The organism is Pelomonas lactea, from assembly GCF_043555885.1.
Lineage (GTDB): Bacteria > Pseudomonadota > Gammaproteobacteria > Burkholderiales > Burkholderiaceae_C > Pelomonas > Pelomonas lactea.
Map to the genome: position 1 here is coordinate 238,954 of NZ_JBIGHX010000007.1, position 16,103 is coordinate 255,056.

17 protein-coding genes are annotated in these 16,103 nt (G+C 65.0%); 5 read left to right on the forward strand and 12 right to left on the reverse strand.

Annotated features, from left to right (window positions below):
* Positions 1-10: 10 nt before the first annotated feature.
* Together ACG04Q_RS19270 and ACG04Q_RS19275 are read right to left on the reverse strand one after the other, a co-directional pair.
* A complete protein-coding gene (locus ACG04Q_RS19270; RefSeq protein WP_394512899.1) occupies positions 11-3,397 on the reverse strand; it encodes a hypothetical protein in 3,387 nt (1,128 codons plus the stop codon).
* On the reverse strand, positions 3,398-3,784 hold the full coding sequence (locus ACG04Q_RS19275) for a hypothetical protein (protein ID WP_394512900.1): 387 nt from the start codon (positions 3,782-3,784) through the stop codon (positions 3,398-3,400).
* Positions 3,785-4,154: 370 nt separating this feature from the next.
* Here ACG04Q_RS19275 and ACG04Q_RS19280 point away from each other — a divergent pair, with 370 nt between their 5' ends.
* The 5 genes from ACG04Q_RS19280 to ACG04Q_RS19300 all read left to right on the forward strand — a co-directional run bounded on the left by ACG04Q_RS19280 (position 4,155) and on the right by ACG04Q_RS19300 (position 8,218).
* Positions 4,155-4,745 carry a LexA family protein gene (locus tag ACG04Q_RS19280; protein WP_394512901.1) on the forward strand — a complete coding sequence of 197 codons (591 nt, stop codon included), beginning with the start codon at positions 4,155-4,157 and terminating at the stop codon, positions 4,743-4,745.
* A gap of 513 nt (positions 4,746-5,258) precedes the next feature.
* Positions 5,259-5,633, forward strand: a complete 375-nt coding sequence (locus ACG04Q_RS19285; RefSeq protein WP_394512902.1) for a hypothetical protein — start codon at positions 5,259-5,261, stop codon at positions 5,631-5,633.
* Positions 5,634-5,841: 208 nt separating this feature from the next.
* A complete protein-coding gene (locus tag ACG04Q_RS19290; protein WP_394512903.1) occupies positions 5,842-6,141 on the forward strand; it encodes a hypothetical protein in 300 nt (99 codons plus the stop codon).
* Positions 6,141-6,872 (forward strand): hypothetical protein, encoded by a 732-nt coding sequence (locus tag ACG04Q_RS19295; protein ID WP_394512904.1) that lies wholly within the window; start codon positions 6,141-6,143, stop codon positions 6,870-6,872. Before ACG04Q_RS19290 ends, ACG04Q_RS19295 begins: the two co-directional genes overlap by 1 nt.
* Positions 6,873-7,231: 359 nt before the next feature.
* Complete coding sequence (locus ACG04Q_RS19300; RefSeq protein WP_394512905.1) at positions 7,232-8,218, forward strand: transposase; 987 nt, start codon at positions 7,232-7,234, stop codon at positions 8,216-8,218.
* A 25-nt stretch (positions 8,219-8,243) separates the two neighbouring features.
* Here ACG04Q_RS19300 and ACG04Q_RS19305 read toward each other — a convergent pair whose 3' ends face one another.
* From ACG04Q_RS19305 to ACG04Q_RS19350, 10 genes are all read right to left on the reverse strand, one after another.
* Complete coding sequence (locus tag ACG04Q_RS19305) at positions 8,244-8,774, reverse strand: hypothetical protein (protein WP_394512906.1); 531 nt, start codon at positions 8,772-8,774, stop codon at positions 8,244-8,246.
* Complete coding sequence (locus tag ACG04Q_RS19310) at positions 8,774-9,367, reverse strand: hypothetical protein (RefSeq protein WP_394512907.1); 594 nt, start codon at positions 9,365-9,367, stop codon at positions 8,774-8,776. The genes ACG04Q_RS19305 and ACG04Q_RS19310 overlap by 1 nt, the downstream gene beginning before the upstream one ends.
* Positions 9,368-9,648: 281 nt before the next feature.
* Positions 9,649-10,197, reverse strand: coding sequence for a crossover junction endodeoxyribonuclease RuvC (gene ruvC / locus ACG04Q_RS19315; protein WP_394512908.1), 549 nt, complete (start codon positions 10,195-10,197; stop codon positions 9,649-9,651).
* Positions 10,197-11,195: a phosphatidate cytidylyltransferase gene (locus ACG04Q_RS19320; RefSeq protein WP_394512909.1), complete on the reverse strand. Its 999-nt coding sequence runs from the start codon at positions 11,193-11,195 to the stop codon at positions 10,197-10,199. The genes ruvC and ACG04Q_RS19320 overlap by 1 nt, the downstream gene beginning before the upstream one ends.
* Positions 11,195-11,845, reverse strand: coding sequence for a lysophospholipid acyltransferase family protein (locus ACG04Q_RS19325; protein ID WP_394512910.1), 651 nt, complete (start codon positions 11,843-11,845; stop codon positions 11,195-11,197). The genes ACG04Q_RS19320 and ACG04Q_RS19325 overlap by 1 nt, the downstream gene beginning before the upstream one ends.
* A 42-nt stretch (positions 11,846-11,887) precedes the next feature.
* On the reverse strand, positions 11,888-12,760 hold the full coding sequence (locus ACG04Q_RS19330) for a tetratricopeptide repeat protein (protein WP_394512911.1): 873 nt from the start codon (positions 12,758-12,760) through the stop codon (positions 11,888-11,890).
* Positions 12,761-12,853: 93 nt separating this feature from the next.
* Positions 12,854-13,243 carry a GFA family protein gene (locus ACG04Q_RS19335; protein ID WP_394512912.1) on the reverse strand — a complete coding sequence of 130 codons (390 nt, stop codon included), beginning with the start codon at positions 13,241-13,243 and terminating at the stop codon, positions 12,854-12,856.
* The gene (locus ACG04Q_RS19340; RefSeq protein WP_394512913.1) at positions 13,240-13,773 is read right to left on the reverse strand and encodes a GNAT family N-acetyltransferase; all 534 of its coding nucleotides are present in this window, start codon (positions 13,771-13,773) and stop codon (positions 13,240-13,242) included. Before ACG04Q_RS19340 ends, ACG04Q_RS19335 begins: the two co-directional genes overlap by 4 nt.
* A gap of 35 nt (positions 13,774-13,808) precedes the next feature.
* Entirely contained in the window at positions 13,809-14,489 is a 681-nt protein-coding gene (locus ACG04Q_RS19345; protein ID WP_394512914.1) for an energy transducer TonB, read from the reverse strand.
* Entirely contained in the window at positions 14,489-16,099 is a 1,611-nt protein-coding gene (locus ACG04Q_RS19350) for a GMC family oxidoreductase N-terminal domain-containing protein (protein ID WP_394512915.1), read from the reverse strand. The genes ACG04Q_RS19345 and ACG04Q_RS19350 overlap by 1 nt, the downstream gene beginning before the upstream one ends.
* Positions 16,100-16,103 lie beyond the last annotated feature (4 nt).

Sequence of the window (16,103 nt, forward strand, 5' to 3'; positions counted from 1 at the left end):
TTGATTTGCGTCAGGCAACGAGCCTGAAATCATTGACTGGAACCGGCATGACGCTGACTCGGGTCTCGCGTCCGAAGGAGTCGGCGTTGGTTGCCTCGTTCGCTGCGGAGACAACGTCCGGACTGCTCGACGGTCTTCCGAAGTGCAGCGATGCGTTGCCGTAGTAGAAGTCCAGCTGGGGACCGTCGGGTCCGCCAGTGAGTGCCAGGTCTTGAGTGCTGACCGCCGCGTCGTAGTATTCAAACGACCGAGCCGGTGCAGCCACCAGGTTCAGCGCTTCGGGCGAATTCAGGTACAGCGCTGCAGCCTCGCCCATTTGTGAGGCCATTGCCCCGGCGGTTGGGGAGTACAGGACCGCCGAAGTCACGGCCGGGTCCAGCACCACTTGGCTGTACCCATAACCGGCACTGACTTGAACGTACCGCGGAATCTGATGTCCGACGTTCTCCCCGGTTGAAGGGTCTACCTCAAAGGAGACCTGCCCGCCATAGCCGGCAGAAATAGAGGTGATTGCAACCTCGTACCCACCGCTTCCGTTCAGCCAGAAGTCGTAGTTCATGATGGCCCAGCCGAAAGCGTACGGGTCGTTTCCGTTGTAGCCGGGGTATGAGAAACTCGCGCTAACAGACGAGGAGTGAATTTCGCTCGTACCCTGGAATCGCCCGGTGTAGTTGCCGTTCACCAATGCGTTTTGCCACTGCTCCACGAACATCGACTGTCCGAGGAGGGGGGTCCAGAACGCCTCAGCGTCTGCAAACAGCCCGCTGTACGATACGGCGACGTTGTAGAGGTTTTGAGCGCTGCCGCCGAAAGTTCCGCCTGAATACTGCCAACCCGTCACGGCGGGGTGAATGAACTGGTCCATCTGAGCCGCGGTAATGCGCCGACCATCCGGCAGCTCCACCGTGGGCTTTAACTCATATACCCAGTTCTTAAGAACCATGCCGTTGCGGCCGTCGGTGGTGAGAATCAAGTCGGTTCCACTGAGGGTTGCAGTGAGCGAGTAGCCCGAACCGGTGAACTTGACCGTGTCGAGGTTGCTGGCCCGCACGGTGTCTCTGCCATCTCCGAGACCCCACTCGATAGTCGAGCCAGCGGAGTACGAGCAGGTGATTGTGTCGTCACCCGCCCCACCCTTTACAAAGTCGCCGTCAGCAAGGATGGTGTCAATGTTGTCGCCGCCGTAGAGCTCGTCGAACTCGCCACCGTCACGACCGTCTATGTAGTCACGACCGCTGCTGCCAAAGAGCTTGTCGTTGCCCGCTCCGCCGTTCAGAAGTGCGCCTGCTCCTGCACCCGCGTAGAGCGAGTCGTTGCCGCCCTCGCCATACAGGTACGCGTACTGCAGGCCCATGGCGACCATATTGTTGGCCTGGTTGTTCCCTCGACCAGTCACCGTTGTTCGAGGCGCTCCGGTGCCGAAGAGTTGCAGCTTCTCCACGTTCTCGGACATGACGTAGCTATCGACATAGGCCTGGACCGTGTCGTAGCCCTCGGAACCGAGCTCGATGACTTGGTCGCCTGTGTTGCCCACGACGTAGTAGTCGTCTCCGGCCCCACCTTCCATGCGGTCGGCGCCGGCGCCACCATCAAGCCAGTTGTTGCCCGCGTTGCCTTTGAGCTGGTTGTCCAGCTCATTGCCGTAGAGTTTGGCATTGCCTGCGTCGGCGAGCAGCTCGCCCGCCTCGATGTTGGCTTGGAGCAGGTAGCTCCCGCTCGACAAAGCGCCCTGATGCACTTTGACCGTGTCGTAGCCCTGATTGGCAAGCTCATCGACTTGGTCGCCAACGTCATCGACAAAGTAGGTGTCGTCATCCAGTCCACCTTCCATGTGGTCGGCGCCGGCACCGCCGTCCAACGTGTCATTGCCTAGGCTGCCATACAGCACATCCGCCTTGGCTCCGCCAAAGAGGGTGTCGTTGCCGCCATAGCCGTGGATGGTGTTCGTCACGTCGACCAAGCCGCGCAGTTCTCCACCGTTGGCAGCAGCAAAGAAGCTGGCCTGGGTGTCGTCGTTTGCGAGCAATGTGCCAAGGGGCAGTTCGCCGATGCCGGGCCTGCTGACGATGATGCTGGTGTAGTCGTCAGAGCCGACGCCCACTGCGGCACCGCCAACTGCGCCCAACTCCACATTCGGCTGCGCTTCACTGGGGCGCTTGACGTAGAACGCCTTCGAGCTGGATGCCTCGTCGAAGACCAGCTTGCCGCCTTCCGCGAGCTTGATGGAAATGCCGTTGTCGCCGTCGTAGACGTTGTACTCGAGCCAGTCGTCTGGGCTCTCAATCGCCCACGCGGTCCCAGCGTCCAGCTCCTCACCCGCGTCCCCGAACTCGCCAGTCTCGGCCGCGTTCGTGAGACGGTCGCCCAGTACCAAATTGCCGTCTGAATTCATGTACTGATACGCGACAGTTGAGCTTGGCAACTGAGGAATGTCGGTGAGTTGGCAACTCTTAGTGCTGAAAAGCTGCTTGTATCCTTGTTCGCGGCCCAGATTGAATACTTGTAGACGACTTGGGTCCTGTGCGTTGTAGCGATACGTGATGGGTGAGTTAGGCGATAGCTTCACGTCCGCCCACCAGTCGGTGCCGCGCATGTAGTCCGGTGCTTTGGAATATATTTGGATATTTCGTCCGGGAAAATTGCACTTGGCAAACCCCATTTGTGCAGCAATGTATTTTTTTACGAACTTGTCCCAGTAGTTTTGAGTACCGCCGCCGCCGACGGTTGCACTTCTCTCCTCATACAGATACTTCTGCGTCCTAGTACGAATGTCAACCTCGAAAGACGTTGGTGCGAGTTTGGCATGAGTATCGTACTTGGCGGCAAGGACGCCATATGAGCCTGGAGGGAGCCCCCGCAGTTCTACGTTGTTCGCTACCAGATTTGGAGCGTTCAGCTTTATCTCGAGGGCGACCTGCACCATGTATGTGGCGCCCGCGCCTTCCGACCAGTAAATCTCATTCCAAGCATAAGTGTCAGCTGACATCGTTGGAATGGTGCCGGTTGGCGCTGGCGCATCCACACCCGAGCCGTTATTTCCATAGGCATGCCCAAGCTCATGCGCCAATGAATAAACAAAGTCTGTGAGCCCCTGTAGGTCGCGCTTTGCAGCATCAACCATCGAAGTGGAAAAACGAATCTTTGCACGACTGGTCCCATTCGCCGACAAGTAATACGCTGCGTCTGTCGCTTGTTCGAAGGCCCAGATGTCCACTTTGTCGAGTGCAGCTCGACCTAGAAGCTCCCGCATCGTTGGGGAGGCATTGACAATGGCGAGGAACTGGGTAGTCGTGGCTGATGGCGTTAAAGCGCCATTGTCGAACCAGCTTCGGAGGAATTGTTTCAGTGCGACGTTGTTTTCATTAACAACGGGATAGTCAAGACTGGGCGAAGGCATTTATTCTTTCTTTGTAAAAACAAGGCTGATGCGCGCGATGCATCCGTTAATTTCGGACAGTGAAATATTCCAGAAGTACGACTTGTTTTCGCCAGCGTACTCGGGTTCGCTTCCCATCGGCTCCCAGCCATCCGTCCCTTCCCTATAAATACGGGCCATTTTGAGGCTTGATTTAAGAGGCGCCGGGCTCGCGCATTTTGTTTTCTCGGGCATGAGTGTGATGACGTTGCGAGTCATCGCTTGCGTAGCTTCTGCCGACGTGTCAGCGTAGCCGGGCCAATCCATTGCCGCTAGGGTTGCGTTGCCAGAGACCTCTCGGTTGCCGCTGGCAATGCTCACATGCGCATCCTTAAAGGAAATACCGAGAGCCGATTGGACGACATCCATCTTTGGAAATAGTTCGCCATGGAGTAACGGTTGAAGGAGGGTAAGAAGTCTTTCACCTCGTTCAAGAGGGCTGCCTGTAGGAGTGGCCGGGGTCGCTGCGATTGACGTAACTAGAGCAAGTGCTAAAGCCGTGGCTGCGCTGAGCTTTAGAAGTTTTGATTGCATTGGTGGATTTGAGTGAACAGACGGGCATGTATAGCTATTCAGCCTAGGTTTGCGCCTTTGATTGAGGCGACTTTCTTGTGCATTAACCATCTGCCTTAAGTTGGCCGCTGTCCTAAGCCAGTTGTTGAGCCGGTCCACACTCAGATTGATATTGCGCGGAAGGCTGTTCTTCCATACAGTTGTGCCGAACGAACATTCGGCAGACATGGCGCAGCAGCAAGACACCAAGCACCTCGCGACCCTTCGAACCTACTGGAGGGAGAACAAGGCGTTCCCCTCCCTGGCGAAGGTCGCTGACCTGCTGGGCATGTCATCGACTGGGTCGGCATTCGAGCTGGTAGGCCGCATGGAGGCTGCGGGCTACTTGTCGAGGACAAGCGGTCGGCTCGCTCCCGGGCCGTCGTTCTTCGCCTACCCCGTGCTCGGCACCGTTCGCGCTGGTCTGCCTCAACCCGCCAGCCAAGATGGCGCTTTCGACCACATCTCGGTTGAGGACCTGCTCATCCGGGAGCCCAACAAAACGGCGATGTGCCACGTTCGCGGCGATTCGATGCGCGACGCGGGCCTGCTCGACGGCGACGTGGTTGTCGTGGAGACGCACTCGCTGGCCGAGCCGGGCGACATCGTGGTTGCGGCTGTTGATGGCGAACTGACCGTCAAGACGCTGCGCCGCGATGCGTCCGGGTTCTACCTCGAGCCCGCAAACCCTGCCTTCGAGGTCATCCGTCCTCGCACGGACCTGGAGATTCTGGGTCTAGTGGTGGGCTCCTTCCGCACCTTCAAGCACCGGAGGTGACAACGCTGAAGCCCCTCCCTAGCGGCTAGTGCCGCATCCCCCCCGCTAGCGCTCCGGCGCGGCCTATGCCGTGCATGGCGGAGCTTTGTCTTTCCGTGTTGCTGCCCAACTGGGCGCAAGGAGTCGCCATGTCTGCTTGGCCATACCGCACCGTATCTGCCCCACCCGTTGTCCTGGCCCATTGGGGCGCGTTTGAGGTCCTCATTCCGCGGCTATCTCGGCCAACGTTTCATGTGTCCGGCGCTGTGGCCGGGATTGGCCATGTGAGCTCCCCCGTCGATGAGTCGAGCCTGCTGCAGGGCGTCCCGCTCATCACCGGCCATGAGCGCACCTACCGTCTCAGCGGGCCGCCTGGCATGGTCGAAGACGCAGTTCGTGCCTGGCAGCAATGGCTGCGACTGTGGAGCGCTGCGGTGCTGCGGGACGTCACACAGCAGGCGCATTGCAGCAGGGGCGCTAGCGAGGTACGCCATGACGGCGCCAGCTGACCGTTGGGTGTTTGAAGATGCAGCGATGCTGGAAGAACGCATCCTGCGGGAGTACGCCAGCACGCTGCTGAATGCGCTGCCGCACGTCGACTGGGAACTGCCTCGCGACGCGCCGCTGATTCGGGGGTATCGCTGGCTCACGGTGCAGATGGTCACAACGGCCCGCAGGTTCCAGCATGCAGCGCGACATCGGTCGGCGACGCCGGCCCAGTTGAAGAGCCTGCGGGACGATGCAGAGGCCGCGCGTGCTGGCTGGGAGGCAGTTCATCTGCAGCTCGTGGCGCAACGCCTAGGACGGCTGTATGCCGACTGCGTTGAGCGCAGCGCCCTCGAGCTTGTGCTGCTGGCCGAACAGACCATCGAGGAGCTGGTCATCGACGTCGAGGCTGACAAGCCATGACCCCTCAAATCTCTGCAACTCGCCGCCTCCGGCCGGAATTCCCACCTGTGACTTCCGCACGGTCATTGGCAATTGCACTTTACGTTTGTGCGTGGGCGCACAAACCCATTTTTCAGTCCCTCTAAAGCCTAAAACAATGTGCACATCGCGCCGTGAAGCGCCGGCTGCAATCCGGTCGCTTCGCTAAAACGCCCATCGAAAGACCCCCATGAGAGCCACTGTCCGCCCCATCAATGTCCGAGGCCGTCCCTTGCGTTCAAGCGAGCGGAAGGCGACCCAAGAGTACGTCGGCGTCATTCGCATGCGAGAAGAGCGGAACAACCAGCTTGGCCGCGCATTCGTTCAAGCAGAACTCGTCAGTGCCATCGACGGTCAGCAGGGTCAGGTCTTGCCACCGCTGATTGACGCACGGGTTCTGTACTGGAAGGGCAAGAACCTGCGGGTCACCGGCATGGAGGTGGTCGAGGACTTGCAGTACTACCAGACCTGGGATGTGGAGTGCACCTGATGTTCACAGTCACTCTGCACACAGGCCTGCTCAAGGATGCGTCGCTGCACAACATGCTCGGGCGACTGGACTTCGGATACTCCAAGCTCGACATCGTCGCTGACTACAAAAGCGAGCTTTTCAGTTGTGGCGTTGGCTCCCACGGCATTAGAGAACTGAAGGACTATCCGCGGTGGTCGGCGACCATCTGGGACCTCGTCGCGAGATTGGTGGCAGTCGGGCTGTACGTGAAGGAGGCCCTGCCGGAGATGCCGCATGAGCCAGCATCCCCGAGGGGCGCTTCCGCGACGCGGATGTGCGCTGTCATCGAGCATTGGAGCGAGCTTGAAGAGACCCGTCGGGCTCGTGTCGGTTGGGCGCAGCTGACTTCCCAAGGTCGCGCATGCGACTACGTCTGCCAGCTATCCGACGACCTCTTGGGAACACGGACCTCTGCAGTGTTTCGCCATGCGCCCGAAGTGCTGCAGCATTGGGACCTGCTTGCGCGGGCGGTGTCGTGGACCTACTCAAAGAGTTGGCAGCTGCCCGAGCGGCCCACCCTGCGTGTGCCAAAGCCGTTCGAGGAGATGGGCAAACGCTACGTCGGCCTCAGCAAAGTCCCAGACCCGGCGCGCAGCGGTCTGGAACGTTGGCTGGCGCGAGAGGGCATAGCAGTGGCACGTCCCGCCAATGCGCCAAGCGGCATCGTCCCGGAAGACTTGTACAACCGGTTCATGAGCAAGGTGCTATGAGCGGCGAAGCAGGGACCGCGACCTTGAACGCCGCGGCTTTGCCCGCGAGTCGGCCACGGCGCACGTCTGTTCATCGGCCGCCGTCTGCGGGAGCGCGGTACCGGGCCTCGAAGCGCAGCATCGAGGAGAACTATCTGGCGACCGTCTACAGATGGGACGAGGACCGCGTCCGGCGCGAGTTCGCTCGCCTACGCTGGGGCAGCCACACCGAGATGCCGTGCCCTCACTGTGGAACCATCGACGAGCACACGTGGACGGCCGCACGGGAGGACTGGCGTTGCGTGTTCTGCAGGAAGTACTTTGATGTCACCACCAACACCCTCCTGGACAGCTGCAAGCGTAGTCTCCAGTCGGTGTACGTGCAGACGCTGCTGTGGTCCTGCGGCAGCGCCGGCATCCCTGCATTGACGCTGCGCGAGATGGTCGGCACCGTCAGCTACAACACCGCGTTCTCTCTGACCGCCCGTTTGCGCGAGGGGCTGGTGCGTGGGCAAAACACGGGGCTCATCGCTGGCGTCGTCGAAATCGACGGCGCACACGCTTCGGGTCACGATGCTGCGGGTAAACGGGGCCGCCCACTGCGCCAGCAACAACCGAAGACCGTGGAAGAGGCTGATGCCAAAGCAAAGGCGATAGTTGACGCGTTCAACGCGAAGCAGGCCAAACGGAACCTGTCGGCTGAGCAGAAGAAAGCTGCCAAGACCGAACAGGTGGAACTGAGAGACCAAGGTGCTGTACGGGACCCGAACACCGGCCAGGTACTGCCGCTCAACCGGCGAATGGTCATCACCTTGCGCCGACGGTCCGGCAACCCGGGCGATGGCTCCGTCTGGACTAAGGTGGGCGTTGGCATGGCCGAGACACCTGAAGTCGTTGAGCATTTGGCCACTCGGCATGTGCTGATTCCCGAATCTGTGCTGGCAACCGACGAGGGAGTTGCATTCAAGAAGCTTGGAAAGCAGTTCAGGCTGCATCAGACCGTGAATCACGGCGAAACGCTGGTGGGGCCTGATGGCGAGCACAACAATCTTGCAGAGTCGTTCACTGCACGGCAGGACCGCGCGGAGGCCGGCATCTATCTGAACGTCGAGCCCAAGTACCTGATGGACTACGCCTGTGAAACAGCCTTCCGCGAAGACCACCGTCGCGTGCCGGCCCCGGTGCGGACGGCAAAGCTGTTGTTCTGGGCGCTCAACGTCGGACGGTCTCACTACTGGCGCGGGTACACCCACGGAAAGAACCGAAAGCACGAGCTGCTGGTCCCAGAACAACTTCCGGTGGGCTCAAGCAGCGGACCCGCACCCCGAGAGCCGGGCTCCGAAATGGACGGTCGACCGCCGAGATAGCCGCAATGGCTGGCCCAGGATGGGCTCAACGAGGGGCGGAGGCCCCTGCTGCCGGCAGGTCGGCCGCCCAACGCCAAGTTGAGCTTGCCTGGCCGTTCAGCTCGAACAAATCGAGTCGTTCCACCTCGCCGCGCTTCGCCATCTCGCGGAGTGGGTTCCGTATGGCTGATTTCTTGAACTCCTCTCTGGCACCTGCCGATGGGAAGTCCAATTGGAAGGTCATCGCGACGTGCCAGAACACTTCGACGGTCGACACCGCCTGCGGATACGCCGCCTGCACGAAAGCGCGTATGACCGCAGCCTTCTCGCCACGCTTGCCGTACCGACCACGCCATGCACGCACCGGGACGATGGTGGTTGGGTCCAAGTTTGGGTTGTAGGTCTGAATCAGAACGTCGGCAGCATCGCGTTCAGCCTTGGCTCGCTCCAAGTTTTGTTGCGCCTCGTCGATGAGCGCCTGAAGCCGGCAGACGGACGCATCGGCGCGTGCCCTTGTCTCAACGAGGCCCTTGAGGTAGCTGGGCACTCTCAGCATCTTTTCGGTGGGGCGCGTCATCAGCCCCCCGGCAAGTCGTCTTCGACGTAGCTGACCTTCACACCGTGGGCCGCAGCTCTTGTGGCCAGTGCATCGACGGTCTGAGGCTCGCTTGCCTTCCACCGCCAGCGCTTACCCTGGGATGACCGCCCCAGCGCATCGCCAATCCGCTCCGCTTCGCCGCGGGCGAGGAACTCACGCAACCGTGGGTTCACCAAATTTGTCGCCCAGCGCGACCGAGCCTTTGCCGACACGAACTTGAGCTGGTGTACCTCTTCGAGATAGGCAGCAATCTCCGTCACGGTCACCCCCACCGTGCCAGCTACCGTCAAGCACTCCCGGATACCTGCCTGGAGCCCGCCATGCTGGCCGTAGGCGCCCAAGGTTCCGTGGATGGGCGCAATGCTTTCACGTGCCAAGTCGGCGTTGTGCGCCTGCAGCATCGCATCACAGGCATCGCGATGCCTGTGAGCCTTGGCCAATTCGGTCTGGAGGTCGGCAAGCAATTCGGTCAGGCGCCGGACTTGGCCGTCCGCGCGGGCTCGGTTGTCGACGAGACCGCGGAGGTAGGCAGGGGTGCTACGGACTTGGAAGTTGAGGTTGGAGGCGACCATAGCCTCGTACAGCGACCTCGAACCCCCACTTTTGGCAGGAGCTAGCCCGCGAACCGTCCGCTGTTACAACCTTGGTTCATCTGCGGCGTATCACCCTTTCTGCATTCGGGCCGAGCGCCGGACCTGCCTTGGGCCAGAGGCCCAAGGCGTTCCGTAGGCACAAGCAGTCCGCAGGGACTGCTTGTGTCCGACTCCACTCCCAAGCCGGCCCGCCTGGCGATGTGCTCGGGGGACAGGCTGGGCTTGCCCGCGTTCAGCGCGGCAAGACCGGACGAGGGGCCTCAATACGTCCGGCTTCCCTTGAACTGCGCATGCTGCCGCCGCTGCAGCGTCGTGCTGCGGCTCATCGCGTCGAAGGTGATGCGCGCATGGGCGTGCATGATGGCCAGGCCCAGCGCGTCGGCGGCGTCCTTGCCCGGCACGCCGGGCAGGTTCAGCAGCCGCTGCACCATGGCCTGGATCTGCTCCTTCTTGGCCTGGCCATGGCCGGCGATGGCCTTCTTCATCTGCACGGCGGTGTACTCGCTGACGGGCAGGTCGCCCGACACCAGCGCCGCCAGCGCCGCGCCGCGCGCCTGGCCCAGCAGCAGCGTGGACTGCGGGTTCACGTTGACGAACACGATCTCCACCGCAGCGCACTGCGGCTGGTAGCGGGCTGACACTTCGCGGATGCCGTCGAACAGGATCTTCAGCCGCGCCGGCAGGTCGCCCACCGCGACGCCGCTGGTCTTGATGGTGCCGCTGGCCACGTAGGCCAGGCGCGGGCCGTCCGCGTCGATGACACCGAAGCCCGTCGTCTGCAGGCCCGGGTCGATACCGAGGATGCGCATCAGCGCGCCCCGAGGGGCAGCTGGAAGTACCAGCGCGCCGAGTGGAAGAACACCGGCGCGGCAAAGCACAGCACGGCGATGCGGTCCAGCAGGCCCACGGCGCCGGTGATGGAGCTGCGGTTGCCCCAGTAGCGCACGCCGGCATCCTTCTTCAGCGCCTTCATGACCAGGCCGCCAAAACCCGCGGCGGCGGCCGTCACGAAGGCCATCGCCAGCGCCTGGCCGGCCTTGAACGGCGTGATCCAGAACAGACCCAGGCCGGCAAGCGAGCCGGTCAGCGTGCCTATCCACCAGGCACGCATGGAGAAGCTGCGGCTGATGCGCCGCGCCACGGGCCGGCGGCGCAGCGTGCGCGTGGCGATTTCCTGCGCGATCTGCGAGGCGGCCACCACCATGACGAGGAAGAACAGCAGGAACGCGCCGCGGCCCGTGAACCCGGGGAAGTCCAGCAGCAGCAGCGCCGGCGCGTGCGACAGGCCGTAGACGCAGACCATCACGCCCCACTGGATCTTGGCGTTGCGCTCCAGGAAGCGGCTGGGGTCGTCGGCCAGCGCGCTGACGATGGGCAGCAGCAGAAAGCCGTAGACCGGCAGGAACACGGTGAACAGGTCGAAGAAGCGCGTGCCGCACAGCATGTACTGCACCGGCACCAGCACGAAGAACGCGACGATGAGCGTGCGGTGGTCACTGCGCTGCGTGTGCACGAGAGTGATGAACTCGCGCAGCGCCAGGAACGAGAACAGCGCGAACAGCAGCGTCGCGCCCAGCGGGCCGGAGATCCACGCGACCCAGAACATGCAGCCGCCAATCCAGGCCGCGCGGAGGTCGCGGCGCACGCGGGCCCAGGTCAGCTCGGACTTGCGGCGCGCGTCCTCGTCCTCGCGCTCGCGCAGCGAGTTCAGGAACAGGCCCAGCGTCAGCAGCAGCAGGAAGCCGAACAGCACGACGAACAGCAGCGCCACCTGCTCGCTGGCATCCAGGGATTTGAGCCAGCGCATCAGTTGTCGTCCTCAGGCTGCGGAACCCAGTCGGGGTCGGGGCGCTGCTCCATGACGGCCTCGCGGGCGCGGCACAGGAAGTCGGCCTTGCTCTCGCCGTCGTGCAGCTGGATGGGCTCGCCGAACGTGACGGTGCACAGGATGGGCACCGGCACGACCTCGCCCTTGGGCATGACGCGCTGCACGTTGTCGATCCAGGTGGGAATGAGCTGCACGTGCGGGAACTGCTGGGCCAGGTGGTAGATGCCGCTCTTGAACGGCTGCGGGTTGCCCTTGTTGGAGCGGGTGCCCTCCGGGAAGATGACCAGCGAGTCGCCGTTGGACAGCGCCTCGACCAGCGGCTCCAGCGGGTCTTCGTCGGGGTTCGCGCGGGTGCGGCTGACGTAGATGGCGTTGAAGACCTCGGTCGTCAGCCAGCGCCGGAAGGCGCTTTTCGTCCAGTAGTCGCGCGCGGCGATGGCGCGGGTCTGCGCCCGCAGCTCATGCGGAAAGGCCGCCCAGATCAGGACCAGGTCGAAGTGACTCTGGTGATTGGCGATGTAGATGCGCTGCTCGGCTTTTGGCGGGCAGCCCTTCCAGTGGCCTTGTGCGCCCGTGATGAGTCGGGCGATGAAGGCAAGCAACTGGCCGGTGAAGGCGGCTGGCGTCATGGGGCGGGATTATCGGGCCGCCCTCACCGCCGGCTTCAGCGGTTACCAGTCACCGCCGCCGTCGCTGCCACCGCCCGCGTCGCCGCCGCCCCAGCCATCACCGCTGCCGAAGTCGATGTCGCGGCGGGTCAGCTCGTCGGCAGCGCCGAAGTCGCCACCGCCAAAGCTGCCGGGCATGAGGCCGCCCGGCGCGCCGGCGCCGGCGCTGCTGGGCAGGCTGCGCTCGTCATGCCCGCCGTGCAGCAGCCGCTCGGCCAGCATGCCGGCCGCCACGCCGCCCGCCACGCCCAGGCCCACGCCCATCAGGCCCGGGCCATTGGAAGGTGCCTGTGGCATGCCGCCGCCGTAGCCTATGTTGGGCCCCGGGCTGAAGCCACCGCCATACGCCGGCTGGACAGGCTGCGAGGTGCGCCCGCGCATGAAGCGCATCGCCAGGCCGATGAACAGGATGACGCCCGCCACCAGCAGCCACACGGGCACGCCGCCGAATGACCCGGCACGCTCGGTGCGCTCCACGGGTGCGGCGGCCGGCGGCGCTGGCAGCGGCTCCAGCGAAGCCGGCGCGGTGGGCCGGGCCTCGGCCACCTGCTCGCGCTGCAGCAGCTGCTCGAAGGCCGTGAAGCGGGCCGGGTCGGTGAACTTCAGCGCCGGGTCCAGCGCGCGGGCGCGTCGGGTGTGCTCGGCGGCCTCCTTGAACTGGCGCTGGTGGGCCAGCAGCTCGGCCAGCACGTAGTGGGCGCGGGCGCTGTCGGGCTTGGCCGCGACGACCTCGCGCATCATCTTCTCGGCGCCCGCGTAATCGCCGCGCTGGGTGGCGGCCTGCACCTGGTCGACCGTGGGCAGCGCATGCGCCGCGCCCAGCCACAGCGTGGACAGCAGCGCCACGCACGTCAGCAGCAAGCGGGTGAACTTCATCGCAGACTCCTCAAGCCAGGTTGGCAGTGTGCGTCGCGGATCTGGCGCCGGGCTGTCCGGTTTCAAGGCTTTACCTGTAGGAGGAGGCGCCCTCTAGAACCAGTAGTCCTTCACGCAGCGCCCGTCGCGCGGCAGGTCGTCGAAGGTGTCGAAGCCGTCGAAATGGTCGATGGGGATGTCCGCCACGGCGGCCGGCTCGGCCAGCCGCAGGTTGACGGCAACGCGCCGGCGGCCCTGCTCGTCCAGCCGCAGGCCGCGCCAGTGCGTCACGCAGCCGCAGCTGGGGCAGAAGTGGAACTCCAGCGCCGTGCCGCGCACATAGGCCTGCGTGGGGCCGGTCACGTGGATGCCTTCGTCCACGTAGTCGTAGGCCCACAGCGTGCCGTAGCGGCGGCAGGCGGTGCAGTTGCAGGCGGTGGCGCCGTCGGGCTGGCCGTCGAAGCGCCAGCTCACGCGGCCGCACAGGCAGGAACCCTGGATCATGGGATCTCCGTGACCGGCATGGCGTAGATGGGGTCGGTGTAGAGGCGCCCGCCGAAAAGGAACTCGTCGGTGCCCACCTGCGCGAAGCCGAAGCGCCGGTAGAACTCGACGGCCCGCACGTTGCGATCGTAGACACCCAGCCACAGCGTGCGCGCGCCGCGCTGGCGCGCCCGGGCCTGCACCTCGCCCATCAGACGCGCGCCCAGGCCCTGGCCGATGAAGCCCTGGCCCAGGTACAGCCGCCACAGCTGCAGCGGCGCCGGCCCGGCCACGCAGCCCGCCGCCGGCTTGTCACGCAGCACGGCGTAGCCGGCCAGCTGGCCGGCTATGCGGGCCAGCAGCGTCGTGCAGGCCGGGTCCCGGATGACGCCGGCCATGACGTCGGTCGTGAAGTGCTCGGCGACGTAGTCGGCAATCTCCTGCGCGTCGTCCAGGCCGCGGTAGGTGTCGGTGAAGGCCTGGGCGGCGAAGGCGGCGAGCGCGTCGGCATCGGCCGCGGTGGCCGGGGTGATGGCAGGTGGCAGGGGCATGCGGACGATTCTCGTCCGCCGCGCGGGCGCAGCGCTCAGCGGGCCTTCTTGACCAGCTCGACGAACACCTTCGAATACAGCGCGTCGGGCGCCGCCTCGCAGGCCGCCGCGATGCCCGCCGCGGCCGCGTTGAGCTGCTTCGCCTGCGCCACCAGCGCCTCGCCGCTCTGGCGCGGCATGCCGGCCAGCAGCAGCATGCCCGTCGTCATGCGCACCACCGGCATGTGCGACGGGTCGGTCTCGGGGAAGGTGGCCCTGAAGTAGGCCGTGTCGGTGTTGAACTCGGCGCAGGTCTTGGCCGCCAGGCCTTCGACCGTGTCGCGCATGAACTCCACCGGCACGATGACGTCGGGCAGCGGCGCCCCGCTGCCGCCGGCCTTGGCGCCGAAGCGCAGGCCGCGCACGAAGGCCAGCGCCAGTTCGTCCAGCGCCGGGGAGCGCGACGACGCATGCAGGCTGACCTCGGCCGGCGTGCCGTCGGGCGCGATCTTCACGAACACGTCGGCCGTGCCCTGCACGCCCTGCCCGGCCAGCTCGACGGGGTAGACCGTGCCACCGGGGCGCAGCGACTGGGCCCGCAGCCGGGCAACGCGCGATGCGGCCGGCGCCGACGCGGCGGACGCCGCGGGCTCGGCAGCGGCCGGTGGCTGGGCGTGGGAGAACAGGGCAACGCCGGCCAGCAGGACCGGCGCCAGGCGGAAAAGCGGCAGAGGCATCAGGCCAGTATCAGGGGCTTGGCGCCCAGGCGCTGCAGCAGCCCGTGCGTCAGCCGTGTCGCGAGGCCGTAGACCGTCAGCTGCGGGTTGGCGCCCAGGCTGGTGGGGAACAGCGAGCCGTCGTGCACCGACAGGTTGGCGAGCTGCCAGTGCTGGCCGTCCGGCCGCACGACGCCGCGGGCCGCATCGGCGGCCATCGTGCAGCCGCCCATCACATGCGCGCTGCCGACGGTGGCGAGGAAGGGCTTCATCGCCAGCCCCGCGATGCCGGCCTTGGCCTCCGCCAGCGTCGCGTAGTTGGCGGCCTGCTCGTGCACGGGGCGCACGGCCTGGGCGCCGGCCGCGAACTGGATCTCGGCCATCGTCAGGTAGGCGCGGCGCACGCCGTCGAGCAGGTAGTCGGTCACCGCGTAGTCCAGCACCGGCGAGCCGTCGCTGCGCAGCTTGACGGCGCCGCCGGCCGCGTCGGCATGGAAGCCGTCACGCAGCAGCGCGATCATCAGCTGCGTGCGCGGCATGTCCTTGGCGCGCTGGGCCAGCTCGACGCCGATACCGCCGCCATTGCCCATCGCGAACGTCGGGTGCACGGGCGCCACCTCCAGCTTGTAGCCCACCGGGCCGTCGACCGGGCCGGTGTGCAGGAAGTGGTCGCAGAACACCGACAGCGGCGCACCGGCCCAGCCGGCGACGTCGTGGTTAAACAGCGCCGAGCCGCCGGCCGTCGGGTGCAGGAAGGTGCGCTTGCCCAGCAGGCCGTGAGGGTCCGGCGCGTTGGAGCGCAGCAGCAGCGCGGGCGAATTGATGGCGCCACCGGCCACGACGTAGTGCTTGGCGGTGATGCGCACCGGCGCGCCGGTAACGGCGCCGTCCAGCGCGACCGGCTCGGCCACCAGCGCGCTGACGCGGTCGCCCTGCAGCTCGAACCTTGCGGCGCGCGTCTGCACCAGCAGCGTGGCGCCATGGTCCAGCGCCACCGGCAGCGTGCTGACCAGCATGGACTGCTTGGCATTCGTCGGGCAGCCCATGCCGCAGGAGCCCAGGTTCCAGCAGCCCCTGACGTTGCGGCGCACGACCTTGGTGGGGATGCCCAGCTTCTCGGCGCCGCGGCGCAGCACGTCGTTGTTCTCGTTGGGCGCGGTCTGCCAGTCAGCGATGTTCAGGCGGCGCTCGGCCTGCTCGAACCACGGCGCCATGGCCGCCTCGTTGAAGTCCGTGAGGCCGAACTTGTCGCCCCAGTAGGCCAGCGCATCGGGCGGCGTGCGGAAGGAGCCGGTCCAGTTGACGGTCGTGGAGCCGCCCACGCAGCGGCCCTGCAGGATGTTGACGACCTGGTCCTTGGTCTTGCGGCCGCCGCCTTCCTGGTAGAGCTGGCCGTAGGCATCGATCTCGCGCTGCTTGAACTGGTGGCTGGAGCGCAGCGGGCCTTCCTCGACGATGACGATCTTCAGCCCGGCGCGGGCCAGCATCTCGGCCGTGATGCCGGCGCCGGCACCGCTGCCGATGATGGCGACGTCGCAGTCCAGCGCGGCGGGCAGCGCGGCGTGCGGGCCGCCATGCACCTTCCAGCCGCGCTGCAGGCCGTCGACGATGGGGTCGGGAATGGAGCTCATGGGT

What these genes read in the sequence shown, in the direction of transcription:
- ACG04Q_RS19270 (WP_394512899.1), bottom strand. Translation starts at nt 3,397, where the DNA reads ATGCCTTCGCCCAGTCTTGACTATCCCGTTGTTAATGAAAACAACGTC.
- ACG04Q_RS19275 (WP_394512900.1), bottom strand. Translation starts at nt 3,784, where the DNA reads ATGGATGTCGTCCAATCGGCTCTCGGTATTTCCTTTAAGGATGCGCAT.
- ACG04Q_RS19280 (WP_394512901.1), top strand. Translation starts at nt 4,155, where the DNA reads ATGGCGCAGCAGCAAGACACCAAGCACCTCGCGACCCTTCGAACCTAC.
- ACG04Q_RS19285 (WP_394512902.1), top strand. Translation starts at nt 5,259, where the DNA reads ATGCTGGAAGAACGCATCCTGCGGGAGTACGCCAGCACGCTGCTGAAT.
- ACG04Q_RS19290 (WP_394512903.1), top strand. Translation starts at nt 5,842, where the DNA reads ATGAGAGCCACTGTCCGCCCCATCAATGTCCGAGGCCGTCCCTTGCGT.
- ACG04Q_RS19295 (WP_394512904.1), top strand. Translation starts at nt 6,141, where the DNA reads ATGTTCACAGTCACTCTGCACACAGGCCTGCTCAAGGATGCGTCGCTG.
- ACG04Q_RS19305 (WP_394512906.1), bottom strand. Translation starts at nt 8,774, where the DNA reads ATGACGCGCCCCACCGAAAAGATGCTGAGAGTGCCCAGCTACCTCAAG.
- ACG04Q_RS19310 (WP_394512907.1), bottom strand. Translation starts at nt 9,367, where the DNA reads ATGGTCGCCTCCAACCTCAACTTCCAAGTCCGTAGCACCCCTGCCTAC.
- ruvC (WP_394512908.1), bottom strand. Translation starts at nt 10,197, where the DNA reads ATGCGCATCCTCGGTATCGACCCGGGCCTGCAGACGACGGGCTTCGGT.
- ACG04Q_RS19320 (WP_394512909.1), bottom strand. Translation starts at nt 11,195, where the DNA reads ATGCGCTGGCTCAAATCCCTGGATGCCAGCGAGCAGGTGGCGCTGCTG.
- ACG04Q_RS19325 (WP_394512910.1), bottom strand. Translation starts at nt 11,845, where the DNA reads ATGACGCCAGCCGCCTTCACCGGCCAGTTGCTTGCCTTCATCGCCCGA.
- ACG04Q_RS19330 (WP_394512911.1), bottom strand. Translation starts at nt 12,760, where the DNA reads ATGAAGTTCACCCGCTTGCTGCTGACGTGCGTGGCGCTGCTGTCCACG.
- ACG04Q_RS19335 (WP_394512912.1), bottom strand. Translation starts at nt 13,243, where the DNA reads ATGATCCAGGGTTCCTGCCTGTGCGGCCGCGTGAGCTGGCGCTTCGAC.
- ACG04Q_RS19340 (WP_394512913.1), bottom strand. Translation starts at nt 13,773, where the DNA reads ATGCCCCTGCCACCTGCCATCACCCCGGCCACCGCGGCCGATGCCGAC.
- ACG04Q_RS19345 (WP_394512914.1), bottom strand. Translation starts at nt 14,489, where the DNA reads ATGCCTCTGCCGCTTTTCCGCCTGGCGCCGGTCCTGCTGGCCGGCGTT.
- ACG04Q_RS19350 (WP_394512915.1), bottom strand. Translation starts at nt 16,099, where the DNA reads ATGAGCTCCATTCCCGACCCCATCGTCGACGGCCTGCAGCGCGGCTGG.